Origin of the sequence: Streptomyces sp. NPDC057010, from assembly GCF_042673805.1 — a bacterium.
In the GTDB taxonomy this organism is placed as follows: Bacteria; Actinomycetota; Actinomycetes; order Streptomycetales; family Streptomycetaceae; genus Streptomyces.
Window position 1 is genome coordinate 1 of the sequence record NZ_JBHUSC010000008.1, and the last position, 24,675, is coordinate 24,675.

A 24,675-nucleotide genomic window follows, 5' to 3' on the forward strand; every position below is an offset into this window, starting at 1 on the left:
GGGCAGCGCCCCCGGCAACGGCGCCGCACCCGGCACATCCAGCGGCAGCGCCCCGGAAACGGCGCCGCGCCCGGAACACCGCACAGGACGCCGCCCCGCCCGGGGCGGTGCGCAACCGACAATCGACGCTCCGGAGGAGCCATGCAGATCGCCGTACTGCTCTTCGACCGATTCACCTCGCTCGACGCCGTCGGGCCCTACGACACCCTCGGCCGCATGCCCGGGGCCGAGACCGTCTTCGTCGCCGAGCGCCCCGGGCCCGTGCGCAACGACTCCGGCTCGCTCGCGCTCGTCGCGGACAAGGCGCTCGGGGACGTGCCGCATCCGGACATCATCCTGGTCCCCGGCGGGCCCGGGCAGAGTGACCAGATGGAGAACGAGGTCCTCCTCGACTGGCTGCGGACCGCGGACGCCACCAGCACCTGGACCACCTCCGTGTGCACCGGCTCGCTGCTGCTGGCCGCCGCCGGGCTGCTCCGCGGGCGCCGCGCCACCTCCCACTGGCTCGCGCTCGACCAGCTCACGGCCTACGGCGCCCACCCCACCGGGGAGCGGGTCGTCACCGACGGCAAGTACGTGACCGCCGCCGGCGTGTCCTCCGGCATCGACATGGGGCTGACCCTGCTCGGCCGCATCGGCGGGGACCGGCTGGCGCAGTCCGTGCAGCTGCTGACCGAGTACGACCCCCAGCCGCCCTACGACGCGGGCTCGCCCGACAAGGCTCCGGCCGACATCGTCGAGGAGTGGCGCGGCAAGAGCCGCTTCATCCTGAAGTAGTCCACGTCCACGTGAAGCGGGGCTCGCGGCGCTCCAGGAAGGCGGCGACACCCTCCGCGGTGTCGCCGCTTCCGGCCGCCTGGGCCGTCCAGTACGCATCCCGGTCCGTGCGGCCGTCCGCGAACTCCTTCGCCGCCGCCTGGGTGAGCTGCGAGCGCCCGACCAGGGTGCGGGCGAAGTCCGAGACCCGCTTGGAGAGTTGGCCGGCCGGTACCAGCTCGTTCAGGAATCCGGCCCGCAGCGCCTGCTCCGCAGCGATCAACTCGGCCGAGAACAGCAGGTACTTGGCCCACGCCGGCCCCACCAGACCCGCCAGCCGCCGCGTGGAGGACGCCGGGTAGACGATGCCCAGCTTCGCCGGGGTCACCCCGAACGACGCGCCCTCCTCCGCGAAGCGCAGGTCGCACGCGGCCGCCAGCTGGCTGCCGCCGCCCACGCAGAAGCCCCGGATCGCCGCCAGCGTCGGCTTCGGGAAGGCGGCCAGCGCCTCCTCCGCCACCACGGCCAGCGCCTGCGGGTCGTCGTCGCCGCCGATGGAGGAGATGTCGGCCCCCGCGCAGAAGGTGGGTCCCGCCCCGGTCAGCACGAGCACCCGTACGGCCGGATCGTCCGCGAGGCCCGCCAGCAGCCCGGGGAGCGAGCGCCACATGGCGGCCGTCATGGCGTTGCGCTTGGCGGGGTGCGAGATGACGACGGTGGCGACCCCGTCGGAAACCGTGTGCAAGAGGGCTGCGTCCCGGGCTGCGTCCATGCGCCGGATGCTATCCCGGCCCGCCGATCCTATGATCAAGAGGGATCAAGGCGAGTTCGTCCGGGGGGTGCGAGGAGGTGGCACGCTCATGGGCGCGGACCGTACCGGCCGGAAGGACGCCAAGGGCCCGGAACCGCAGCAGGACAGGAAGAAGCTCAGCCGCAGCTTCGGGCTGCTGGCCCTGCTCGGCGTGATCCTCGTGCTGGCGGGCCTGGTCGGCCTGGTCTACGCCGGCGTGGCCACCCTGACCTCGATGTTCCTCTTCGGCTGGCTGCTGCTGGTCGGCGGTGTGGTGGGCCTGCTCCACGCCGTGCAGTCGCGCAAGGGCAACTACTTCTGGCTCGCCGTCATCGTCGCCGCGATCAACCTGGCGGCCGGTTTCGTGATCCTGCGCCGCCCGGAGGCGAGCGCCGAGGCCCTGACCATGTTCGCCGCGCTGCTCTTCCTGACCGGCGGGGTGTTCCGGCTGGCCGGTTCCCTGGTGGTGCGCGGTCCGAACTTCGGGCTCTCGCTCGTCCAGGGTGCCTTCGGCGTCCTGCTGGGCATCCTGATCCTGTCGAGCTGGCCCGGCAGCAGCCTGTACGTGATCGGAACCTTCTTCTCCCTCGCCCTCCTGTTCGACGGGCTGAGCCTGATCGCCCTGGGCATGGGAGCCCGGCGCATCCTGGGGTTGGTCAGGGACGACGGTACGGAACCCGGCGCGGGGACGGCGGCGGACGATGTCCGCCAGGCGGCCGGGAAGCACCCCACAGAAGATCAGGAACAGTCGAACAACTGACTCTGTCATACGCCAGTGGTCAGAAAGTGTCCGATTGATGCTGACTTCTGGTCAGCGCTCCGGTCCGGACCGGCCCGTTCACCACTCTGGAGGCGTGGAGACGATCGAGCGCGAAGACGGGGGACGGAAGATGGATGTCAGCGGGAGCGTCCCGCCAGCCAGGGAGGGGGAGCAACAGGCTCCGGCCGACCCCCTCGCGTACGAGGGAGTGTGGCGGTTCACCGCTCCCGCCGTAGAAGAATCCGTTCCGCAGGCGCGCCGCGCGGTCCGGGACCTGCTCGGCCGGCAGGGGGTGCCGGCCCACCAGGACCTCGTGTACTCGCTGCTGCTGATCGTCTCCGAACTGGTGACGAACTCGGTCCGGCACGCCGCCCTGCTCTCGCCGGAGGTCGCCGTCGAGGTGGCGATCGGCCGCGAATGGGTACGGGTGGCCGTCGAGGACAACCACCCGTACCGCCCCAAGGCGCTGGAGGCCGATTTCGGCCAGACCGGCGGCCGGGGGCTGCTCCTCGTACGGGAGGTCACGCTGGAGGCCGGCGGGGTCTGCGACGTCGAGCACACCTCGACCGGCGGCAAGGTCATCTGGGCGGCGCTGCCGCTCACCGCACCGGCCCCCGCCACCCCCGCGCTCTGAACGACGCGGGGGTCGAGGGTCCGGGGGCGGACGGCGGTGACGACGGCTACCAGCCGGCCGCTTCACCCGTCAGCTCGCGGATCGCCGGCCGGGCCGCGTCCAGCACGGTCATGAACCAGGCGGAGAACGGCGCTTCGGCGTGCCGCTTCGCCAGCTCCTCGGCGGTGACGAAAGCGGTGTCCGCGATCTCCTCCGGATCCGGCCGCAGAGCCGCCTGCGCGAGTCCCACGAAAAGGTGGTTGAACTCCTGCTCCACCAGACCCGACGCGGGGTCCGGGTGGTTGTAGCGCACGGTCCCGGCCTCCGCCAGGAGCGAGGGCGACAGCCCCAGCTCCTCGTAGGTCCGCCGGGCCGCCGCCGCGAACGGCGACTCCCCCGGATACGGGTGACCGCAGCACGTGTTCGACCAGACGCCGGGGGAGTGGTACTTCCCGAGCGCCCGCTGCTGGAGCAGCAGGCGGCCCTGCTCGTCGAAGAGGAACACGGAGAACGCCCGGTGCAGCTGCCCGGGCGCCTGATGGGCGGAGAGCTTCTCCGCCGTGCCGATGGTGTTCCCGGACTCGTCGACCAGTTCGAGCATGATCGGTTCTTGGGTCCCGGTGCCGGTGGACGCGCTGTTCGCGGCGGTGGCTGGTGAGGTCGGCATACCCATCCTTCGCTTCGGACTTCGGCCTTCAGTCTGCCGTACAAAACGGGCTTGCCCGCACTTACGGGTTCCGCGCATGTCCGCCCCCCGCCTCGTGGTAAGGGGCACGCAGGACGTAGCCCGTGTACCCGTACTCGTGACCGTGACGGTCCCGTACGTCGAGCTCCTCGCGGACGGCGGCCAGCGCGGCCGCCATCGCGGAGGTCGAGGGCTCGGCGCTGCGGACCCGCTCGGCGAGCGGGCCGTAGTACTCGGCCCAGTCGGAGTCGGGCAGGTGGTGGACGCCGAGCACCCGGTACCCGGCGGCCCGGGCCGCCGCGAGGTTCTGCGCGGTGGAGCGCAGCGGGCACTGCGGGTCCCAGAAGGCGCGCGCCCCGGCGGAGGGCTCCGCGACGGTCCACTCGCATTCGGTCACGACGAGGGTGCCGCCCGGGGCGAGCAGCCGCTTCCACCCCGCGAGCGCGGTGTCGAAGCCGATGATGTACGCCGAGCCCTCCGCCCACACGAGGTCGAAGGAGCCGTCCCCGTAGGGGAGCGCGCCCATGTCCCCTTCGACCGGGTGGACGCGGCCGGCGAGCCCGCGGGCCCCGGCGGCCGCGCGGAGCTCGTCGAGGAAGGGACGGTGCCGGTCGAGGGCGGTCACCTCGGCGCCGCCGGCCCCGCCCGCCTCGGCGGCGAGCAGCAGGGCGCTGCGGCCCGGACCGCACCCCAGGTCCAGGACGCGCGGCCGCTCGGGCAGCGGTCCGCACAGGGACAGCAGATGGCGGGTGCTCGCGTCGGAACCGGGAGCCTGCCGGGGCAGGCCGTGGTGCAGCGCGAAGAACGCCTCCCGGAAGGCGGCGTCGTCGGTGTTGTCGATGTTGTCGATGGTGTCGGTCAACGTGAACCCTTGAAGAACGGGGGCCCCGGCCGACGAGGCGGATCAGCGGATGATCAGGCCCGGCCGGATGCCCGGAGGAAAGGGGGGATGCACCGGAGTTCGCTGCGCATGGCCGCGACCACTGCGACGGTCATCAACCCACCTCTTCCCACTCGTCTCGATCAGGGGCGTGTCCACCGTAACACCGACGCCGTTTGTGGTACGGCGCGGTGATCGTCAATGATGGCCCGGCAGAGCCCGGAGCCCCGGGACGTACGGCTTATCGGGGTGCAAACGGGCGGTGAACCCCCGCTTCCATTCATCCGATAGCCTCTGCCGACGTGCCGCCGCCCCCCGAGGCGCCCGTTACAAGGAGTGAGTTCGTCTGCCGACCGTCATCCTCACCGGCCTGCCGGTCCCCGGATCACCGCTCGCGGACGAGCTGCGCTCTCTCGGCTTCGAGGTCCGCCCCGCCGCGGGCCCCGAGGACGTCGCCGCCGTGCTGGGCGCCGTACCCGCCGACCAGCGGGTGGCCGTCGTGGACAGCGCCTTCGTCGGACACCGGCACGCCCTGCGCCTCGCGCTGACCGACCCCCGCTTCGACGCCTGCGCCGTCACCGGCGCCCTCGCCGTGCAGCCGGCCGCCCGGGCCGCCCTGGACGAGGCCGCCGCGACCGTGGGCGGCGGCCCGCTGCCGTACCCCGACCTGCTCGCCGCCGAGGTGGAGGCCGCCGGGACCGCCCTCCAGCGGCCGGAGCTCGGCACGCTCGTCGCCGCCGTCCCCGCCACCGACGCCGAGCACCGCGCGGCGAGCGCCGCCGTCGCCGCCGTCGACGACGAGGCCGTACGCCTGCGGACCGCCGTGAAGTCCCGCGACGGCTTCTTCACCACCTTCTTCATCAGCCCGTACTCGCGCTACATCGCCCGCTGGTGCGCGCGCCGCGGCCTGACCCCGAACCAGGTCACCACCGCCTCGCTGATCACCGCGCTGATCGCGGCCGGCTGCGCCGCCACGGGCGAGCGCTGGGGCTACGTCGCCGCCGGCGTGCTGCTCCTCGTCTCCTTCGTCCTGGACTGCACCGACGGGCAGCTGGCCCGCTACTCGCTCCAGTACTCGACGATGGGCGCCTGGCTCGACGCGACCTTCGACCGCGCGAAGGAGTACTCCTTCTACGCGGGCCTCGCGCTCGGCGCCGCACGCAGCGGCGACGACGTGTGGGCCCTCGCGCTCGGCGCGATGGTCCTCATGACCTGCCGGCACGTCGTCGACTTCTCGTTCAACGAGGCCAACCACGACGCCACGGCGAACACGAGCCCCACGGCGGCCCTCTCCGACCGGCTGGACAGCGTCGGCTGGACGGTCTGGGTCCGACGCATGATCATCCTGCCGATCGGCGAACGCTGGGCCATGATCGCGGTGCTGACCGCCGCGACGACCCCCCGCATCGTCTTCTACGCCCTGCTCATCGGCTGCGCCTTCGGCGCCCTCTACACCACCGCCGGCCGCGTCCTGCGTTCGCTGACCCGCAAGGCCAAGCGGACCGACCGCGCCGCCCGCGCCCTCGCGGACCTGGCCGACACCGGCCCGGTGGGCGAGCTGATCGCCGGGGCCCTGCGCAGGCTGCCCACCTATACCGCGCCCGCGTTCATGGCGAGCGGGATGGGTGCCACGGTCGTGCTGCTGGCCGCCGCGTACACGATGCCGTTCGCCAGCCCCTGGCTGATCGCCTTCGCCGGTCTGTACGCGCTGGCCGCCGGAGCCGCCGTGGCGCAGCCGCTGACGGCTCCCCTGGACTGGCTGCTGCCGCCGCTGTTCCGGGCCGCCGAGTACGGCACCATACTGATCCTGGCTGCCCAGGCGGACACCGCACGGGCCCTTCCCGCGGCATTCGGCCTCGTCGCGGCCGTCGCCTACCATCACTACGACACGGTCTACCGCATCCGCGGTGGCTCGGGCGCGCCCCCGCACTGGCTGGTGCGGACGATCGGCGGCCACGAGGGCCGGGTCCTGCTGACCGTGGCCCTGGCCGCCGTCCTCCCCCGGGACGCTTTCCCCGTCGCGCTCACGGCCATGGCCGTGTTCGTGGCACTCGTGGTGCTCGTGGAGAGCATCCGCTTCTGGGTCTCCTCCGGAGCACCCGCCGTACATGACGAAGGAGAACCAGCATGATCGGCCTTGTACTCGCGGCCGGTGCCGGACGCCGCCTGCGTCCCTACACCGACACCCTGCCCAAGGCCCTCGTGCCCGTCGGTCCCGAGGGCCAGGAGGACAGCCTCACGGTCCTCGACCTGACCCTGGGCAACTTCGCCGAGGTCGGCCTCACCGAGGTCGCCATCGTCGTCGGCTACCGCAAGGAGGCCGTCTACGAGCGCCGCGAGGCGCTGGAGGCCAAGTACGGCGTCAAGATCACCCTGATCGACAACGACAAGGCCGAGGAGTGGAACAACGCCTACTCCCTGTGGTGCGCGCGTGACGTCCTGAAGCAGGGTGTGATCCTCGCCAACGGCGACACGGTCCACCCGGTCTCCGTCGAGAAGACCCTGCTCGCCGCCCGCGGCAACGGCCAGAAGATCATCCTCGCCCTCGACACGGTCAAGAACCTGGCCGACGAGGAGATGAAGGTCGTCACGACCGACGGTCAGGGCGTGCAGAAGATCACGAAGCTGATGGACCCCGCCGACGCCACCGGCGAGTACATCGGTGTCACCCTCATCGAGCCCGAGGCCGCCGAGCAGCTCGCCGAGGCCCTGAAGACCACCTTCGAGCGCGACCCCGACCTCTACTACGAGGACGGCTACCAGCAGCTCGTCAACGACGGCTTCACCATCGACGTGGCCCCCATCGGCGACGTCAAGTGGGTCGAGATCGACAACCACGACGACCTCGCCAAGGGCCGGACGATCGCATGCCAGTACTGACGAGGCTCATCCCCTCGCCGGTCGTCGTCGACATCAGCTGCGGGGCGATGGACAAGCTGGACGGCGTCCTCGCCGACCAGCGGATCTCCGCGTCCGGCACGCTCGCGATCGCGATCAGCGGGGGCTCCGGCGTCGCGCTGCGCGCCAAGCTGGAGCCCGTACTGCCGAACGCCGACTGGTACCCGGTCGTCGACGGCACCATCGACTCCGCGGTCAAGCTGGCCGACGACATAAAGGGCCGCCGCTACGACGCCGTCGTGGGCCTGGGCGGCGGCAAGATCATCGACGTGGCGAAGTACGCCGCGGCGCGGGTCGGGCTGCCCATAGTGGCCGTCGCCACCAACCTCTCGCACGACGGCATCTGCTCGCCGGTGTCCATCCTGGACAACGACAACGGACGCGGCTCCTACGGCGTCCCGACGCCGATCGCCATGGTCATCGACCTCGACGTGATCAAGGAAGCCCCGGTGCGGTTCGTCCGCGCCGGCATCGGCGACGCGATCTCCAACATCTCGGCCATCGCCGACTGGGAGCTCTCCCACCAGATCAACGGCGAGCCCGTCGACGGCCTGGCCGCCGCCATGGCCCGTACGGCCGGCGAGTCCGTGCTGCGCCACCCCGGCGGCTGCGGCGACGACGAGTTCCTCACCGTGCTCTCCGAGGGCCTGGTGCTCTCCGGCATCGCCATGTCGATCAGCGGCGACACCCGGCCCTCGTCCGGCGCCTGCCACGAGATCAGCCACGCCTTCGACCTGCTCTACCCCGGGCGCTCCGCGCTCCACGGCGAGCAGGTCGGCATCGGCGCCGCCTTCGCGATGCACCTGCGCGGGGCCGAGCAGCAGTCCGGGCTCTTCGCCGAGGTGCTGCGCCGGCACGGCCTGCCTGTGCTGCCCGAGGAGATCGGGTTCAGTGTCGACGAGTTCGTCAAGGCCGTCGAGTACGCCCCGCAGACCCGCCCGGGACGCTTCACGATCCTGGAGCACCTCAACCTGTCCGCCGCCGAGATCAGGGACGCGTACGCCGACTATGCCCAGACCATCCGTAGCTGAACTCCGGCCCGTCGTCCACCCGCCGGGCGTCAAGGACCGGCGCAGCGGCGAGCACTGGGGCGGGCGCCTCTACATGCGCGAGATCTCCCTGCGCATCACCCGCTTCCTGGTCACCACCAAGGTCACGCCGAACCAGCTGACCTACGTGATGACCCTCGCCGGCGTGCTCGCCGCCCCGGCCCTGCTGGTGCCGGGCGTCTGGGGCGCCGTCCTCGGCGTGGTCGCGGTGCAGATGTACCTGCTGCTCGACTGCGTCGACGGGGAGGTCGCCCGCTGGAAGAAGCAGTTCTCGCTGTCCGGCGTGTACCTGGACCGCGTCGGCGCGTACCTGTGCGACGCGGCGGTCCTGGTCGGCTTCGGCCTGCGCGCGGCCGACCTGTGGGGCGGCGGCCGCATCGACTGGCTGTGGGCCTTCCTGGGCACCCTCGCGGCGCTCGGCGCGATCCTGATCAAGGCCGAGACCGACCTGGTCGGCGTGGCCCGCCACCAGGTCGGCAAGGAGCCCGTCAAGGAAGCGGCGTCCGAGCCGCGCTCGTCCGGCATGGCGCTCGCCCGCCGGGCCGCCGCCGCGCTGAAGTTCCACCGCCTGATCCTCGGCATCGAGGCCTCCCTGCTCATCCTGGTGCTGGCCGTCCTGGACCAGCTCCGCGGCGACCTGTACTTCTCCCGGCTCGGCGTCGCCGTGCTGGCCGGCATCGCGCTGCTCCAGACGGTGCTGCACCTGGTGTCGGTCCTGGCCTCCAGCAGGCTCAAGTGACCGCCCCGATGCGGCTGGGCGCCGTGATCATCACCATGGGCAACCGGCCCGACGACCTCAAGGCGCTCCTCGACTCGGTCGCCCGCCAGGAGGGCGACCCCGTCGAGGTGGTCGTCGTGGGCCAGGGCGTCGAGGTCACCGGGCTCCCCGAGGGTGTGCGCACGGTGTCGCTGCCCGAGAACCTGGGCATCCCGGGCGGCCGCAACGTCGGCATCGAGGCCTTCGGCCCCGCCGGCCGCGAGGTCGACGCCCTGCTCTTCCTGGACGACGACGGCCTGCTGGAGCGCACCGACACCGCCGAGCTGTGCCGCCAGGCCTTCGCCGAGGACCCGGGGCTCGGGATCATCAGCTTCCGGATCGCCGATCCGCAGACCGGCGAGACCCAGCGCCGGCACGTGCCGCGGCTGCGCGCCTCGGACCCGATGCGCTCCTCCCGCGTGACCACCTTCCTGGGCGGCGCGAACGCCGTCCGCACGACGGTGTTCGAGCAGGCCGGAGTGCTTCCGGGAGAGTTCTTCTACGCCCACGAGGAGACCGACCTGGCCTGGCGGGCGCTCGACGCAGGGTGGTCGATCGACTACCGGGCGGACATGGTGCTGCTGCACCCGACGACCGCCCCCTCCCGGCACGCGGTCTACCACCGTATGGTGGCCCGTAACCGGGTGTGGCTCGCGCGCCGCAACCTTCCCGCTCCGCTGGTCCCGGTCTACCTGGGCGTCTGGCTCCTCCTGACGCTCCTGCGCAGGCCTTCCGTGCCGGCGCTCAAGGCTTGGTTCGGCGGATTCAGGGAGGGGTGGACCACTCCCTGCGGACCCCGCCGCCCGATGCGGTGGCGTACGGTCTGGCGGTTGACCCGACTGGGACGACCACCTGTCATCTGACGAGCCCGCGTCTGGCAACATGGCGCGATCACGGGCCTCGCGCCACCAGCCTGATGCCCTTCCTGCCGCATCTTGAAGACGAAAGTTTCAACTTGTGAGTGACACAACCCACGACGGCGCCCTCGCCACGAGCAAGCCGCCGTCCGCAGACGCGGGGCTGAGCCCTGCGGAGCTCGCCAGGAAGTACGGCCTCTCCGTAAGCGGCGCCCGGCCCGGTCTGGTCGAGTACGTGCGGCAGCTCTGGGGTCGGCGCCACTTCATCATGGCCTTCTCCCGGGCCAAGCTGGTCGCGCAGTACAGCCAGGCCAAGCTCGGGCAGGTCTGGCAGGTGGCGACGCCGCTGCTGAACGCCCTGGTCTACTACCTGATCTTCGGCCTGATCATGAACGCGGGCCGGGGCATGGACAAGGGGGTCTACATCCCCTTCCTGGTGGTGGGCATCTTCGTCTTCACCTTCACCCAGAGCTCGCTGATGGCGGGCGTCCGGGCCATTCCGGGCAACCTCGGGCTGGTGCGCGCCCTGCACTTCCCGCGCGCCTCCCTCCCGATCTCCTTCGCGATGCAGCAGCTCCAGCAGCTGCTCTACTCGATGATCGTCGTGGTCATCGTCGTGGTGTCCTTCGGGAACTACCCGCGACTGTCGTGGCTGCTGGTCCTCCCCTGCCTGGCGCTGCAGTTCCTCTTCAACACCGGTATCGCGCTGATCTTCGCGCGGATGGGCTCCAAGACCCCCGACCTCGCGCAGCTGATGCCGTTCGTCACGCGTACGTGGATGTACTCCTCGGGCGTCATGTTCTCCATCAGCGAGATGCTCAAGGGCAAGCCCTCGTGGATCGCCGACGTGCTCCAGTGGAACCCCGCCTCGATCTACATGGACCTCATCCGGTTCGCCCTCATCGACAACTACGGCGCGAGCAACCTGCCGCCGCACGTGTGGGCCTTCGCCGTCGGCTGGGCCGTCCTGTTCGGCCTCGGCGGTTTCGTGTACTTCTGGAAGGCTGAGGAGCGTTACGGCCGTGGCTGAGAACAACAAGGGGCGCATCCCCACCGTCATCGCCGACGAGGTGCACATCGTCTACCGCGTCAACACCGGCAGCTCCGGCAAGGGCAGCGCCACCGCGGCCCTGAGCAAGATAATGCGCCGGGGCAAGGGCGACGCGCCGGGCGTGCGCCGGGTCCACGCCGTGCGCGGGGTCTCCTTCACCGCGTACCGCGGCGAGGCCATCGGGCTGATCGGATCCAACGGCTCCGGCAAGTCCACCCTGCTGCGCGCCATCGCCGGCCTGCTGCCCTGCGAGGAGGGCAAGGTCTACACCGACGGCCAGCCCTCGCTGCTCGGTGTGAACGCGGCGCTGATGAACGACCTCACCGGCGAGCGCAACATCGTCCTCGGCGGTCTCGCGATGGGCATGAGCCGCGAGCAGATCAAGGAGCGCTACCAGGACATCGTCGACTTCTCCGGCATCAACGAGAAGGGCGATTTCATCTCCCTGCCCATGCGCACCTACTCCTCCGGCATGGCGGCGCGCCTGCGCTTCTCCATCGCCGCGGCCAAGGACCACGACGTCCTCATGATCGACGAGGCCCTGGCCACCGGTGACCGCAGCTTCCAGGTGCGCTCGGAGAACCGCATCCGCGAACTGCGGGAGAAGGCGGGCACGGTCTTCCTGGTGAGCCACAACAACAAGTCCATTCGCGACACCTGTGACCGGGTGCTGTGGCTGGAGAGGGGCGAGCTCCTGATGGACGGGCCCACGGAGGAAGTCGTCTCGGCGTACGAGAAGGCGACCAACGGCTGACCGCCGCCGCGCCACCCCCCGGGCCGCCCCGGGAGGAGCGCCAGAGGCCCCCGCCGCTCAGCGCGGCGGGGGCCTCGGCGTGTCGGCGGCGCGTCCACGGCGCGCGCCCGGCGCGTCCCCGCGGTGCCCCCCGCGCAGCCGCCGGCGACATGCCCGGCGACATGAGGGGCCGGAGCGAATACCCCAGAGGCTTCCGCGGCGTTGTACAGCGTAAGCTGAAGCAGTCCTGAATCGCGGCAAGAGGGGACGATTCCCCGCAGGTGGAAGGCCCTGGAGCCACCCCGGCAAAACCCCGGCGGCGTGTCCGAAATAGGATGTATTGGGTCAGCAGTGTAGAACGGGAGATGTGACGGCAATGGCTACGGGAATTCTCCGGCCCCCAGGCATTACGGCCGTCCCCGCCCCGGGCGGCGGGCGGTGACCCCGGGGCACGGCATCCGTCCCCAGTCCGACACGGCCCACGCGCGCGCCACCCTCGACAAGGCCGCGACGGAGAACTTCCCCGTCGCCCCCGCCTTCCTGCCCCGCGCCTGGCGGGACGGCCTGACGGCGGTCTACGGGTACGCCCGCCTCGTCGACGACATCGGCGACGGCGACCTCGCCCCCGGCGGCCGCGACGCCGTCCTCCTCGGCCTCGACCCGGCCGCGGTCGACGACCGGCTCGCCATGCTCGACGCCTTCGAGGCCGACCTGCTGCGCGTGTTCGGCGGCACCGACGGGCCGCCGCGCCACCCCCTGCTCCTCGCCCTCCAGCCCGTCGTCCGCGACCACGGCCTCACCCCCGAGCCGTTCCTCGCGCTGATCGAGGCCAACCGTCAGGACCAGCGGGTCACGCGCTACGAGACGTACGGGGACCTCCTCGCCTACTGCGAGCTCTCCGCCAACCCCGTGGGCCGCCTCGTGCTCTCGCTCACCGGCACCGCCACCCCCGAGCGGATCCGCCGCTCCGACGCGATCTGCACGGCCCTGCAGATCGCCGAACACCTCCAGGACGTCGCCGAGGACCTCGGCCGCGACCGGATCTACCTGCCCGCCGAGGACATGCGGCGCTTCCGCGTCGCCGAGGCGGACCTCAAGGCCCCGAGCGCCGGCGCGTCCGTACGCGCCCTGGTCGCATTCGAAACCGAGCGCGCACGCGAGCTTCTGAATGAAGGCACCCCGCTCGTGGGTAGCGTGCACGGCAGACTCCGGTTGCTCCTCGCGGGCTTCGTGGGAGGGGGGCGTGCAGCCCTGCGAGCCGTCACCGCCGCCGGCTTCGACGTACTCCCCGGCCCGCCCAAGCCCACCCGGAGCGGCCTGCTCCGCGAGGTGGCCGCCGTCCTGCGCACAGCGCCGAGAAAGGGGTGAGCCCGGTGGAGGGCCCCACACACGTGTCCGCACCGACCGCACCGTCGGCACCGGTTTCGGCGGCGTACAGCTACTGCGAGGCCGTCACCGGATCGCAGGCGCGCAACTTCGCGTACGGCATCCGGCTGCTGCCGACCGACAAGCGGCAGGCGATGTCCGCGCTCTACGCCTTCTCCCGGCGCGTCGACGACATCGGCGACGGCACCCTGGCGCCCGAGGCCAAGCTCGCCCGGCTGGAGGAGACCCGCGCCCTGCTCGGGCGGATCCGGGCCGAGGAGATCGACGAGGACGACACCGACCCGGTCGCCGTCGCCCTCGCGTACGCGGCGCGCCGGTTCCCCATCCCGCTCGGCGGACTCGACGAGCTCATCGACGGCGTCCTGATGGACGTGCGCGGCGAGACCTACGAGACCTGGGACGACCTCAAGGTCTACTGCCGCTGCGTGGCCGGCGCCATCGGACGGCTCTCGCTCGGCGTGTTCGGCACCACCGCGGGCGCGGCCGGCTCCGAGCACGCCGCCAAGGCCGCCGAGTATGCCGACACCCTCGGCCTCGCCCTGCAACTCACCAACATCCTCCGGGACGTTCGCGAGGACGCGGGCAACGGGCGCACCTACCTGCCCGCCGAGGACCTCGCCAAGTTCGGCTGCTCGGAAGGTTTCCACGGCGACCGGGCCCCCGAGGGCTCCGACTTCGCGGGGCTGGTCCACCACGAAGTCCGGCGCGCCCGGGCCCTGTTCGCCGAGGGCTACCGGCTGCTGCCGATGCTCGACCGGCGCAGCGGCGCCTGCGTGGCCGCCATGGCCGGCATCTACCGCCGCCTCCTCGACCGCATCGAGCGGGAACCGGAGGCGGTGCTGCGGGGCCGCGTCTCCCTGCCGCCGCACGAGAAGGCGTACGTCGCCGTGCGCGGCCTGTCCGGCCTCGACGCCCGCACCATCTCCCGCCAGAGCACCCGGAGGCGGATCTGATGCCCCCGACCACCCGCCCCCCGTCCCCGACCGGCCCGTCCACCGCGCCGTGCCGGCGCCCGGCGGCCGGCCGCGCCACCCGGACCCTGGTCCGGACCGGCCCGTCCACCGCGCCGCACCCGCGGCCCGCGGGGCGTCCGGGTCCCGGGCGTGCCCGGGCAACCACCGCCGCGGCGGGCGCGTCTCTTCCGGCGGGCTCCGGCCGCGCCGGGCGGGCCGCGGCACGCGGCGAGGCCGCGCCCGCGCACCACCGCCCGACCGGCCCGGAGGGCCACCGCACCACGGGGGAGGCCGCATGAGCGACAACCGCGCCGTCGTCGTGGGCGGCGGGCTCGCCGGGGTCACCGCGGCGCTCGAACTCGCCGACGCCGGACTGCGGGTCACCCTGCTCGAAGGCCGCCCGCGGCTCGGCGGGCTCGCCTTCTCCTTCAAGCGCGGCGACCTCACCGTCGACAACGGCCAGCACGTCTACCTGCGCTGCTGCACCGCCTACCGCTGGTTCCTCGACCGCGTCGAGGGCGCCGGACTCGCCCCCCTCCAGGACCGGCTCGACGTGCCCGTCCTCGACGTCGCGCACCCCGCGGGCCCCCGCCTCGGCCGGCTGCGCCGCAGCGCCCTGCCCGTGCCGCTGCACCTGGCCGGCTCCCTCGCCCGCTACCCGCACCTGTCCCTCGCCGAGCGCGTGAGCGTCGGCCGGGCCGCCCTCGCGCTGCGCCGCCTCGACCCCGCCGACCCGGCGCTCGACGGCCTGGACTTCGCCACCTGGCTCGGCCGCTACGGCCAGTCCCCGCGCACCATCGAGGCCCTGTGGGACCTCGTCGGCATCGCCACGCTCAACGCCACCGCCGAGCAGTCCTCGCTGGGCCTGGCCGCCATGGTCTTCAAGACCGGCCTGCTCTCCGAGAACGGCGCCGCCGACATCGGCTGGGCCCGCGTACCGCTCGGCGACCTCCACGACACCCTCGCCCGCAAGGCTCTGGACGCCGCCGGCGTACGGACCGAACTGCGCACCCGGGTCACCGACATCTCCCGTACGCCCGAAGGGAACTGGCGGGTCGACACCGAGTCCGAGTCCCTCGACGCCGGCACCGTCGTCCTCGCCGTCCCGCAGCGCGAGGCGCACGGCCTGCTCCCGGCCGGGGCGCTGGCCGACCCGGACAAGCTCCTCGACATCGGCACCGCGCCGATCCTCAACGTCCACGTCGTCTACGACCGCAAGGTGCTCAAGGCGCCCTTCTTCGCGGCGCTCGGCTCCCCGGTGCAGTGGGTCTTCGACCGCACCGACTCCTCCGGGCTCCCCGACGGCGGCCAGTACCTCGCACTCTCGCAGTCCGTCGCCCAGGACGACATCGACGAACCCGTCTCCGTCCTGCGCGCCAAGTACCTGCCCGAGCTGGAACGGCTGCTGCCGGCCGCGCGCGGCGCCAAGGTACGGGACTTCTTCGTCACCCGGGAGCGGACGGCAACGTTCGCCCCCACCCCCGGAGTCGGCCGGCTGCGCCCCGGTGCGCGGACCGACACGCCGGGGCTCTACCTGGCCGGTGCGTGGACTGCCACCGGTTGGCCCGCGACCATGGAGAGCGCCGTCCGAAGCGGACTGAGCGCGGCGCACGCCGCACTCGCCGCGCTCGGCCGCCCCCGCGAACACCCTCTGCAGGAGGCGGCATGACGACGATCACCAGCACGACCGGCACAGCACGTACAGGAAAAAGAGGAGAGCCAGTGAACCCGGGGAATCCGGCTGTCGAGAACACGGATGCCAGTGCGGGCACAGCCGGCGGGGGAGCGGAGAAGGCGGACACGCTCGCCCTCCTGGAGCGCGGCCGCACGCTGTCGACGCCCGTGCTCCGCGCCGCCGTCGACCGGCTCGCGGCGCCCATGGACACCGTCGCCGCCTACCACTTCGGCTGGATCGACGCCCAGGGCAACCCGGCGGACGGCGACCAGGGCAAGGCCGTCCGGCCCGCCCTCGCGCTGCTCTCCGCCGAAGCCGCCGGCGCCTCCGCCGAGGTCGGCATCCCGGGCGCCGTGGCCGTGGAGCTCGTGCACAACTTCTCGCTGCTGCACGACGACCTGATGGACGGGGACGAGCAGCGCCGCCACCGTGACACGGTGTGGAAGGTGCACGGCCCCGCCCAGGCGATCCTGGTCGGCGACGCCCTGTTCGCCCTCGCCAACGAGCTGCTGCTGGAGCTCGGCACCGTGGAGGCGGGACGCGCCGCGCGCCGGCTGACCACGGCCACGCGCAAGCTCATCGACGGCCAGGCCCAGGACATCTCCTACGAGCACCGCGAGCGCGTCAGCGTCGAGGAGTGCCTGGAGATGGAGGGCAACAAGACCGGCGCCCTGCTCGCCTGCGCGGTCTCCATCGGCGCGGTGCTCGGCGGTGCGGACGACCGTACGGCCGACAAGCTGGAGGAGTACGGCTACCACCTGGGCCTCGCCTTCCAGGCCATCGACGACCTCCTCGGCATCTGGGGCGACCCGGAGTCCACCGGCAAGCAGACCTGGAGCGACCTGCGCCAGCGCAAGAAGTCCCTGCCCGTCGTCGCCGCCCTCGCGGCCGGCGGCCCGGCCTCGTCGGAACTGGCCGAGCTGCTCGCCGCCGACGCGAAGAGCAGCGACTTCGAGAACTTCTCCGAGGCGGAGTTCGCGGCGCGCGCGGCGCTCATCGAGGCGGCCGGCGGCCGCCAGTGGACCGCCGACGAGGCGCGCCGGCAGCACGCCGTCGCCATCAAGGCCCTCGACGACGTCGACATGCCGCAGCGGGTGCGCGAACAGCTCGTCGAACTCGCCGACTTCGTCGTCGTGCGCAAGAGGTGAACGCCGCCCGCAAGCGGATATGACTCGCGAGTCGCCGGCCGGAGCCACCTCTTCGCACTGAAGGGCGCGGCGCCGGCCGACGGCAGACCCCAGCACAGCAGAGGACAGACTGCACGAAGGGGAAGCCATGACAGCGACGACCGACGGCAGCGCGGACAGCGCTGACGCTGGCAGCGAAACCGCCCCGGGCGCCCCGCGGCCCGGCCGGGCGCGCGTGAGCCCGCCCGCGGACCCGCCCTCCGGCCCACGGCCGGCCCGGCCCGGCGCCGGGCGGGCGGCCGCGGTGCCCGACGGGCCGCCCGACGGCGACCCGCGGGGGGTCCACGAGGCCGCCGCGCGAGCGACCCGGCACCTGCTGGAACGGCAGGACCCCGAGGGCTGGTGGAAGGGCGACCTGGAGACCAACGTCACCATGGACGCCGAGGACCTGCTGCTGCGGCAGTTCCTGGGCATCCGGGACGAGGCCACCACCCGGGCCGCCGCCCTGTTCATCCGCGGCGAGCAGCGCGACGACGGCACCTGGGCCACCTTCCACGGCGGACCGCCCGAACTCTCCGCCACCATCGAGGCGTACGTCGCCCTGCGCCTCGCCGGGGACGCCCCGGACGCCCCGCACATGGCCCGGGCCTCCGCCTGGATCCGGGCCCACGGCGGGATCGCCGCCGCCCGGGTCTTCACCCGGATCTGGCTGGCCCTCTTCGGCTGGTGGAGCTGGGACCACCTGCCCGAACTCCCGCCCGAGCTGGTCTTCCTGCCGCCCTGGGTGCCGCTGAACATCTACGATTTCGGCTGCTGGGCCCGCCAGACCATCGTGCCGCTCACCGTGGTCTCCGCGCTGCGGCCCGTCCGCCCGGCGCCCTTCGCCCTGGACGAGCTGCACACCGACGCGCGGACGCCGTACCCCGTCAAACCGCTCGCGCCGATGGCCAGTTGGGACGGCGCCTTCCAGCGGATGGACAAGGTCCTGCACGTCTACCGCCGGTTCGCCCCGCGCCGGCTCCGCAAGGCGGCCATGGCCACCGCCGCCCGCTGGATCATCGAACGCCAGGAGAACGACGGCTGCTGGGGCGGGATCCAGCCGCCCGCGGTGTACTCCGTGATCGCCCTGCACCTGCTCGGCTACGACCTCGGGCACCCGGTGATGCGGGCCGGCCTGGACTCCCTGGACCGGTTCGCGGTGTGGCGCGAGGACGGCGCCCGCATGATCGAGGCCTGCCAGTCACCCGTCTGGGACACCTGCCTCGCCGCGATCGCGCTCGCCGACGCGGGCCTGCCCCCCGACCACCCGGCGCTGGTCAAGGCCGCCGACTGGATGCTCGGCGAGGAGATCGGCCGCAGCGGGGACTGGGCGGTCCGGCGGCCCGGGCTCGCCCCCGGCGGCTGGGCGTTCGAGTTCCACAACGACACCTACCCCGACATCGACGACACCGCCGAGGTCGTCCTCGCACTGCGCCGCATCAGGCACCCCGACCCCGCCCGCGTCGAGGCCGCCATCGCCCGCGGCGTCTCCTGGAACCTCGGCATGCAGTCGAAGAACGGCGCGTGGGCCGCCTTCGACGCCGACAACACCAGCCCCTTCCCGAACCGGCTGCCCTTCTGCGACTTCGGGGAGGTCATCGACCCGCCCTCGGCCGACGTCACCGCCCACGTGGTCGAGATGCTCGCCTTTGAAGGCCGGACCGCGGACACCCGCACCCGCCGCGGCATCGCCTGGCTGCTCGCCGAACAGGAGCCCGACGGCGCCTGGTTCGGCCGCTGGGGCACCAACTACGTCTACGGCACCGGCTCGGTGGTACCGGCCCTGACCGCCGCCGGCATCGCCCCGGCGCATCCCGCGATCCGGCGGGCCGTGCACTGGCTGGAAACCGTACAGAACGAGGACGGCGGGTGGGGCGAGGACCAGCGCTCCTACCGGGACCGGTCGTGGGCCGGGAAGGGCGCCTCCACCGCCTCGCAGACCGCGTGGGCGCTGATGGCCCTGCTGTCGGCCGGAGAGCGGGACGGCAAGGCCGTCGAACGGGGCATCGACTACCTCGTTCGGACGCAAGCCCAGGACGGAACCTGGGACGAGCCCTACTTCACCGGCACCGGCTTCCCCTGGGACTTCTCCATCAACTACCACCTGTACCGCCAGGTCTTCCCGCTCACCGCCCTCGGCCGCTACCTGCACGGGGAACCGTTCGTCCCCGCCGGGGGATCCTGATGTCCGCCGCCCGGGGCGGCAGACCGGGCAACCCGGACCCGCTGCTGGTCGCCTGCGCCCTGCGCATCGAGCAGGCCGCCCTGCGCAGCTCGGCCCGCGGCGCTCCGCAGGCGTACGGGCTCCTGCGCACCGGCATGGGCCCGCGCGCGGCGGAGCGGGCCGTCGGCCGGGCCCTGGAGCGGCCCGGCATGGACCGGGCCGCCGTCCTCGCGACCGGGTTCTGCGCCGGGCTGGTCCCCGGCATGCACCCCGGCGACCTGGTCGTTGCCGAGGAGACCCGGGACCCGCACGGGACCGTCCCGTGCACCGGCACCCCCCTGCTCGCCGAGGCACTGGCCCGGGCCGCCCCCGGCCGCACCGTGCACCTCGGCGCACTGACCGGATCCGACCACGTCGTCCGCGGCCAGGAGCGCGCGCAGCTGCGCGCCACCGGCGCCATCGCGGTCGACATGGAGTCCGCGGCCACCCTGTGGACCGCCACCCGCGGCGACCGCCCCCCGTCGGGAGGGGGACGTCCGGTTGCGGCCGTCCGGGTGATCGTGGACGCTCCGGAGCATGAGCTCGTCCGTATCGGCACCGTCCGCGGAGGAATATCGGCCTTCCGTGTCCTGCGTGCCGTACTGCCCGCGTTCTATGACTGGCACCGTTCTTTGCTGCTCCCCAGGAGGTGAGCCAGATGGCCATGCCGCTGCGCCAGACCATCAGGGTCGGGACCTATCTGCTCGAACAGAAGCTCCGCAAGCGTGAGAAGTTCCCGCTGATCGTCGAGCTGGAGCCGCTCTACGCCTGCAACCTGGCCTGTGAGGGGTGCGGGAAGATCCAGCATCCGGCCGGCGTGCTCAAGCAGCGCATGCCGGTCGCCCAGGCGGTCGGCGCCGTGCTGGAGTCCGGCGCGCCCATGGTGTCCATCGCGGGCGGCGAGCCCTTGATGCACCCGCAGATCCACGAGATCGTGCGCCAGTTGGTGGCCAGGCGGAAGTATGTCTTCCTCTGCACCAACGCGATGCTCCTGCGCAAGAAGATCGAGAAGTTCACCCCGTCCCCGTATTTCGCCTTCGCCGTGCACATCGACGGCCTGCGCGAACGCCACGACGAGTCGGTCGCCAAGGAAGGCGTCTTCGACGAGGCGGTCGCGGCCATCAAGGAGGCGAAGCGGCGCGGTTTCCGGGTGACGACCAACTCCACCTTCTTCAACACCGACACCCCGCAGACCATCATCGAGGTGCTCAACTACCTCAATGACGACCTCAAGGTGGACGAGATGATGATCTCGCCCGCCTACGCCTACGAAAAGGCCCCCGACCAGGAACACTTCCTCGGCGTCGAACAGACCCGGGAACTCTTCAAGAAGGCCTTCGCGGGCGGCAACCGGCGGCGCTGGCGGCTCAACCACTCGCCGCTCTTCCTCGACTTCCTGGAAGGAAAGGCAGATTTCCCCTGCACCGCGTGGGCCATTCCGAATTACTCCCTCTTCGGCTGGCAGCGGCCCTGCTATCTGATGAGCGACGGCTACGTCCCCACCTACCGGGAACTGATCAACGACACCGACTGGAGCAAGTACGGCCGGGGCAAGGACCCGCGCTGCGCGAACTGCATGGCGCACTGCGGCTACGAACCCACCGCCGTCCTCGCCACCATGGGTTCCCTGAAGGAATCCCTGCGCGCGGCCCGGGAGACGGTCTCGGGGAACCGGGAGAAGCAGTGACCGGCTTCGACCTGCGCGCCCTGCTGGACGAGCGGGGCGGGGAACGGTACGAGCTGCACGGCCGCCACCTCAACCACCAGCTGCCCCGGATGCTGCACACCATCGGCTTCGACAAGGTCTACGAACGAGCCGAGGGAGCCCACTTCTGGGACGCCGAGGGCAACGACTACCTCGACATGCTCGCCGGTTTCGGAGTGATGGGCCTGGGACGGCACCACCCGGTGGTCCGCCGCGCCCTGCACGACGTCCTGGACGCCCAGCTCGCCGACCTCACCCGCTTCGACTGCCAGCCGCTGCCCGGGCTGCTGGCCGAGAAGCTGCTCTCCCACAGCCCGCACCTGGACCGGGTCTTCTTCGGCAACAGCGGCACCGAGGCGGTGGAGACGGCCCTGAAGTTCGCCCGGTACGCCACCGGGCGGCCCAGGATCCTCTACTGCGACCACGCCTTCCACGGGCTCACCACGGGCTCCCTGTCGGTCAACGGGGAGGGCGGCTTCCGGGACGGTTTCGCGCCCCTGCTCCCCGACACGAAGATCGCGCTCGGCGACCTGGCCGCCCTGGAGCGCGAACTGGGGCGCGGGGACGTGGCCGCCTTCGTCGTCGAGCCGATCCAGGGCAAGGGGGTCCAGGCCGCCCCACCCGGCTTCCTGCCCGCGGCGCAGGAGCTGCTGCGCCGCCACAAGGCGCTGCTGATCGCGGACGAGGTGCAGACCGGCCTCGGACGTACCGGCGACTTCTACGCGTACCAGCACGAGCCGGGCGTGGAGCCGGACCTGGTGTGCGTGGCCAAGGCCCTCTCGGGCGGGTACGTGCCGGTCGGCGCGACCCTGGGCAAGGACTGGATCTTCAAGAAGGTCTACTCGTCCATGGACCGGGTGCTCGTGCACTCCGCGAGCTTCGGCTCCAACGCGCAGGCGATGGCGGCCGGGCTGGCGGTGCTGTCGGTGATGGAGGACGAGGAGGTCGTGGCCAACGCCCGGGCCATGGGTGACCTGCTGCGCGGGCGGCTCGCGGCCCTGGTGGACGAGTACGAGCTGCTGCACGAGGTGCGGGGGCGCGGACTGATGATCGGCATCGAGTTCGGCCGGCCGTCCTCGCTGGGGCTGCGCAGCCGGTGGACCGTGCTCCAGGCGGCCCGCAAGGGGCTCTTCGCCCAGATGGTCGTGGTGCCGCTGCTGCAGAAGCACCGGATCCTGACCCAGGTGTCCGGGGACCACCTGGAGGTCATCAAGCTCATTCCGCCGCTGATCGTGGACGAGCGGGACGTCGACCGGTTCGTCGGCGCCTTCCGCGAGGTCATGGACGAGGCGCACGGCGGGTCGGGGCTGATGTGGGACTTCGGCAGGACGCTGGTGAAGCAGGCCGTCGGCAACCGGTGACGGCCTGCCGGAGGGGTGCTCCGCGGGCACCCCTCCGGCCCGGACCTCAGTCGAGCAGCCGCCCGCGGAGGCGGTCCAGGGTCTCGGGGGCGAGCCCGAGGCCCTGCGACAGGTAGCCGTCCACGCCGCCCCAGACCTCCTCGATGGTGTCGAAGGCCGCGACCAGGTACTCGGCGCGGGCGTCGAAGAGCGGCGCGAGCAGCTCCATCACCTCGGGGGAGCGGGCCTCGGCCGACTCGCTGCTGCGGCGGACCCGGTAGCGGTTGTGCGGGGCGTTGGACTCCAGGTAGTCCGCGACGATCGCCTCGCGCGGGACGCCGAGCGCGAGCAGGGTGACGGCGATCGACAGGCCCGCCCGGTCCTTGCCGGCCGCGCAGTGCAGGAGGGCCGGGACGCTGTCCTCGGCGAGGGAGTGCACCACCCGGCTGTGCTCGGCGGTGCGGTGCCTGATGATCCCGCGGTACGAGTTCGACATCCGGGCCACGCCCTTGCCGTCGCCGAGGATCGAGCGGAGCTGGTCGAGGTCGCCGTCGCGGACCATCTTCCAGAACTCCCGGCCGTCGGCCGGATCCGACAGCGGGATGTTGACGTTGCGCACGCCGGGGAGCGCGACGTCCGGCCCCTCCAGGGCGTGGTCGGCCGCGTTGCGGAAGTCGAAGACCGTGTGCAGGCCGAGCGAACCGAGGAATTCTGCATCGATTTCGGTGGCATGTGCCAGATGTCCGCTTCGGAACAGTCGTCCCGACCTGACCCTTCGTCCGTCGGATGTCGGCAATCCGCCCACATCACGGAAATTGCGCACTCCGGTCAATTCCGGCTCGGACTGCGGGCGCGCCGGCGGGGCCGGGGGTATCTGCTGGGTCAAGGAACTCCTCCGCTTCGTCGTAGGTGTCCGAATTACACTACTTGGCGCCAACTTGCCATGAGCGGAGGCGAGATCGGGCGCCTCCCCGTGAGCCAGATCATACGGTGACCGTGAGTGCCTGATCGCTAAAACGGAAAGGCCCGGCCGGGGCGGCTGTTGGCGGTGGGGAATGGACGGAGGGTGACCGGAATTCCATTGATCCCTCATCCCTGGGAATCCGTCAGGAAATTCATGGCTTGTTAGGTGCGGCCGAACTCGATTACCTTCGCGATCGATCCGGGTGGACCGCCGAATCCTGCCGCCGCCCGGGAACCGCACCCGACTATTCACGCGCGCGGCAGGAGCGGGGGAACCAGGTAGGCCGCCGGTCCGGATCTTTGATTCCGGGACGGCTCGGGGTGAAGCCGTACATGTTCCGCACATGGCCGGCCGGACATCTCCAGTCCGAACCCGACAGCTCACCTCGCAGGCGCCGGAGAGGAATTCGCCATGCCTGCAAAGGGTAAGCACCGCCGCCCCAAGTCGCTTTCGATATCCCGCGGTTTCGCCGCGGCCGGCACGGGTGGCGCGGCCCTCGCGCTGCCGCTCATGGGCGCCGCCGGCGCCCACGCGGCCGGCGCCCCGGCCGCCGCCCCGGTCTCGGCTCCCGCGGTGGCCCCCGCCGTCGCTCCGGCCGCCGCCCCGCAGGTCCCGGCCGCGCTCCAGGCCGCGCCGACCGTGTACACGGTCGTCCCGGGCGACTACCTCTCCAAGATCGCCGCGGAGCGCCACCTGTCGGGCGGCTGGGAGCGGCTGTACGCCGACAACCGCGAGGCCGTCGGCAGCAACCCCTCCCTCATCCACCCCGGCCTGAAGCTGACGCTCGGCGCGAAGGGCGACTCCGCCCCGGCCGAGGCCCCCGCCCCGGCCGAGGCCCCGGCGGACGCCCCGGCCGACGACCCGGCCGAGGCCTCCACCGACGAGGCCTCCGGCGAGGAGCAGGACGCGCCCGTCCCCGCCCCGCAGCCCAAGCAGGCCCAGAAGCCGAAGAGCACCGGCACCTCCACCGGCGCGAAGGCCCCGAGCGCCGCGGGCTTCGTGGCCCCGGTGGGCGGCGGGATCTCCACCCAGTACAAGACCCCCGGTGCCATGTGGTCCAGCGGTTACCACACCGGCGTCGACTTCATCGCGAGCTCCGGCACCACCGTCAAGGCCGTCGGCGCGGGCACCGTCGTCTCCGCCGGATGGGGCGGCGCCTACGGCAACGAGGTCGTCATCCGCCACGCGGACGGCAAGTACTCGCAGTACGGCCACCTGTCCCAGCTCTCCGTCTCGGTGGGCCAGAGCGTCACCGGCGGCCAGACCATCGGCCTCTCCGGCTCCACGGGCAACTCCACCGGCCCGCACCTGCACTTCGAGATCCGCACGGGCCCGTCCTACGGCTCGGACATCGACCCGATCGCCTACCTCCGCTCCAAGGGCGTCACCATCTGACGGCACCCGCCGTCGGAGCAGGGACACACGTCAGGCCGGGACCCGAGGGGGGTCCCGGC

General features: G+C 72.2%; 22 protein-coding genes, 1 pseudogene and 1 riboswitch. Of the genes and pseudogenes, 19 read left to right on the forward strand and 4 right to left on the reverse strand.

What is annotated here, in order from left to right:
* Positions 1-141 precede the first annotated feature (141 nt).
* A complete protein-coding gene (locus ACFTXQ_RS11040; protein WP_382638424.1) occupies positions 142-777 on the forward strand; it encodes a DJ-1/PfpI family protein in 636 nt (211 codons plus the stop codon).
* Here ACFTXQ_RS11040 and ACFTXQ_RS11045 read toward each other — a convergent pair.
* Positions 764-1,528: an enoyl-CoA hydratase/isomerase family protein gene (locus ACFTXQ_RS11045; protein ID WP_382638427.1), complete on the reverse strand. Its 765-nt coding sequence runs from the start codon at positions 1,526-1,528 to the stop codon at positions 764-766. The two genes, ACFTXQ_RS11040 and ACFTXQ_RS11045, sit on opposite strands and share 14 nt — an antisense overlap.
* Positions 1,529-1,616: 88 nt before the next feature.
* On the opposite strand from ACFTXQ_RS11045, the gene ACFTXQ_RS11050 reads away from it, so the two are divergent.
* Both ACFTXQ_RS11050 and ACFTXQ_RS11055 read left to right on the forward strand, forming a co-directional pair.
* Positions 1,617-2,306: an HdeD family acid-resistance protein gene (locus tag ACFTXQ_RS11050; protein ID WP_382638430.1), complete on the forward strand. Its 690-nt coding sequence runs from the start codon at positions 1,617-1,619 to the stop codon at positions 2,304-2,306.
* Between the two features lie 130 nt (positions 2,307-2,436).
* On the forward strand, positions 2,437-2,940 hold the full coding sequence (locus ACFTXQ_RS11055) for an ATP-binding protein (protein ID WP_382638878.1): 504 nt from the start codon (positions 2,437-2,439) through the stop codon (positions 2,938-2,940).
* A gap of 46 nt (positions 2,941-2,986) precedes the next feature.
* Here the strand turns inward: ACFTXQ_RS11055 and idi are convergent, their stop codons facing one another.
* Positions 2,987-3,586 (reverse strand): isopentenyl-diphosphate Delta-isomerase, encoded by a 600-nt coding sequence (gene idi, locus ACFTXQ_RS11060; RefSeq protein ID WP_382638433.1) that lies wholly within the window; start codon positions 3,584-3,586, stop codon positions 2,987-2,989.
* Positions 3,587-3,692: 106 nt separating this feature from the next.
* Positions 3,693-4,445 (reverse strand): annotated as a pseudogene (locus ACFTXQ_RS11065) (class I SAM-dependent methyltransferase); the annotation flags it as partial.
* Positions 4,446-4,830: 385 nt separating this feature from the next.
* On the opposite strand from ACFTXQ_RS11065, the gene ACFTXQ_RS11070 reads away from it, so the two are divergent.
* The 15 genes from ACFTXQ_RS11070 to ACFTXQ_RS11140 all read left to right on the forward strand — a co-directional run bounded on the left by ACFTXQ_RS11070 (position 4,831) and on the right by ACFTXQ_RS11140 (position 22,278).
* The gene (locus ACFTXQ_RS11070) at positions 4,831-6,615 is read left to right on the forward strand and encodes a DUF5941 domain-containing protein (protein ID WP_382638881.1); all 1,785 of its coding nucleotides are present in this window, start codon (positions 4,831-4,833) and stop codon (positions 6,613-6,615) included.
* Positions 6,612-7,364: a sugar phosphate nucleotidyltransferase gene (locus ACFTXQ_RS11075; protein WP_382638435.1), complete on the forward strand. Its 753-nt coding sequence runs from the start codon at positions 6,612-6,614 to the stop codon at positions 7,362-7,364. Before ACFTXQ_RS11070 ends, ACFTXQ_RS11075 begins: the two co-directional genes overlap by 4 nt.
* Complete coding sequence (locus ACFTXQ_RS11080) at positions 7,352-8,413, forward strand: iron-containing alcohol dehydrogenase family protein (protein ID WP_382638438.1); 1,062 nt, start codon at positions 7,352-7,354, stop codon at positions 8,411-8,413. Before ACFTXQ_RS11075 ends, ACFTXQ_RS11080 begins: the two co-directional genes overlap by 13 nt.
* Positions 8,391-9,170 carry a CDP-alcohol phosphatidyltransferase family protein gene (locus tag ACFTXQ_RS11085; RefSeq protein ID WP_382638441.1) on the forward strand — a complete coding sequence of 260 codons (780 nt, stop codon included), beginning with the start codon at positions 8,391-8,393 and terminating at the stop codon, positions 9,168-9,170. Before ACFTXQ_RS11080 ends, ACFTXQ_RS11085 begins: the two co-directional genes overlap by 23 nt.
* 8 nt (positions 9,171-9,178) lie before the next feature.
* Positions 9,179-10,051, forward strand: coding sequence for a glycosyltransferase family 2 protein (locus ACFTXQ_RS11090; protein WP_382638884.1), 873 nt, complete (start codon positions 9,179-9,181; stop codon positions 10,049-10,051).
* A 94-nt stretch (positions 10,052-10,145) separates the two neighbouring features.
* A complete protein-coding gene (locus ACFTXQ_RS11095) occupies positions 10,146-11,075 on the forward strand; it encodes an ABC transporter permease (RefSeq protein WP_382638443.1) in 930 nt (309 codons plus the stop codon).
* The gene (locus tag ACFTXQ_RS11100) at positions 11,068-11,850 is read left to right on the forward strand and encodes an ABC transporter ATP-binding protein (RefSeq protein WP_382638446.1); all 783 of its coding nucleotides are present in this window, start codon (positions 11,068-11,070) and stop codon (positions 11,848-11,850) included. The genes ACFTXQ_RS11095 and ACFTXQ_RS11100 overlap by 8 nt, the downstream gene beginning before the upstream one ends.
* A gap of 417 nt (positions 11,851-12,267) precedes the next feature.
* Positions 12,268-13,197: a squalene synthase HpnC gene (gene hpnC / locus ACFTXQ_RS11105; protein ID WP_382638449.1), complete on the forward strand. Its 930-nt coding sequence runs from the start codon at positions 12,268-12,270 to the stop codon at positions 13,195-13,197.
* Positions 13,198-13,220: 23 nt separating this feature from the next.
* Complete coding sequence (gene hpnD, locus ACFTXQ_RS11110; RefSeq protein WP_382638452.1) at positions 13,221-14,168, forward strand: presqualene diphosphate synthase HpnD; 948 nt, start codon at positions 13,221-13,223, stop codon at positions 14,166-14,168.
* Positions 14,169-14,463: 295 nt separating this feature from the next.
* On the forward strand, positions 14,464-15,837 hold the full coding sequence (gene hpnE / locus ACFTXQ_RS11115) for a hydroxysqualene dehydroxylase HpnE (RefSeq protein ID WP_382638455.1): 1,374 nt from the start codon (positions 14,464-14,466) through the stop codon (positions 15,835-15,837).
* A 53-nt stretch (positions 15,838-15,890) separates the two neighbouring features.
* Positions 15,891-16,991 carry a polyprenyl synthetase family protein gene (locus ACFTXQ_RS11120; protein ID WP_382638458.1) on the forward strand — a complete coding sequence of 367 codons (1,101 nt, stop codon included), beginning with the start codon at positions 15,891-15,893 and terminating at the stop codon, positions 16,989-16,991.
* 127 nt (positions 16,992-17,118) lie between these two features.
* Positions 17,119-19,194 carry a squalene--hopene cyclase gene (gene shc, locus ACFTXQ_RS11125; protein WP_382638461.1) on the forward strand — a complete coding sequence of 692 codons (2,076 nt, stop codon included), beginning with the start codon at positions 17,119-17,121 and terminating at the stop codon, positions 19,192-19,194.
* Positions 19,194-19,865, forward strand: coding sequence for a 1-hydroxy-2-methyl-2-butenyl 4-diphosphate reductase (locus ACFTXQ_RS11130; RefSeq protein WP_382638463.1), 672 nt, complete (start codon positions 19,194-19,196; stop codon positions 19,863-19,865). The genes shc and ACFTXQ_RS11130 overlap by 1 nt, the downstream gene beginning before the upstream one ends.
* Positions 19,866-19,870: 5 nt before the next feature.
* The gene (gene hpnH / locus ACFTXQ_RS11135; protein WP_382638466.1) at positions 19,871-20,899 is read left to right on the forward strand and encodes an adenosyl-hopene transferase HpnH; all 1,029 of its coding nucleotides are present in this window, start codon (positions 19,871-19,873) and stop codon (positions 20,897-20,899) included.
* The gene (locus ACFTXQ_RS11140) at positions 20,896-22,278 is read left to right on the forward strand and encodes an aspartate aminotransferase family protein (RefSeq protein ID WP_382638468.1); all 1,383 of its coding nucleotides are present in this window, start codon (positions 20,896-20,898) and stop codon (positions 22,276-22,278) included. Before hpnH ends, ACFTXQ_RS11140 begins: the two co-directional genes overlap by 4 nt.
* 46 nt (positions 22,279-22,324) lie before the next feature.
* Here the strand turns inward: ACFTXQ_RS11140 and ACFTXQ_RS11145 are convergent, their stop codons facing one another.
* Positions 22,325-23,143: a tyrosine-protein phosphatase gene (locus ACFTXQ_RS11145; protein ID WP_382638471.1), complete on the reverse strand. Its 819-nt coding sequence runs from the start codon at positions 23,141-23,143 to the stop codon at positions 22,325-22,327.
* Positions 23,144-23,452: 309 nt separating this feature from the next.
* A riboswitch (cyclic di-AMP (ydaO/yuaA leader) is annotated at positions 23,453-23,628 on the forward strand.
* 4 nt (positions 23,629-23,632) lie between these two features.
* On the opposite strand from ACFTXQ_RS11145, the gene ACFTXQ_RS11150 reads away from it, so the two are divergent.
* Positions 23,633-24,616, forward strand: a complete 984-nt coding sequence (locus tag ACFTXQ_RS11150; RefSeq protein WP_382638474.1) for a peptidoglycan DD-metalloendopeptidase family protein — start codon at positions 23,633-23,635, stop codon at positions 24,614-24,616.
* Positions 24,617-24,675 lie beyond the last annotated feature (59 nt).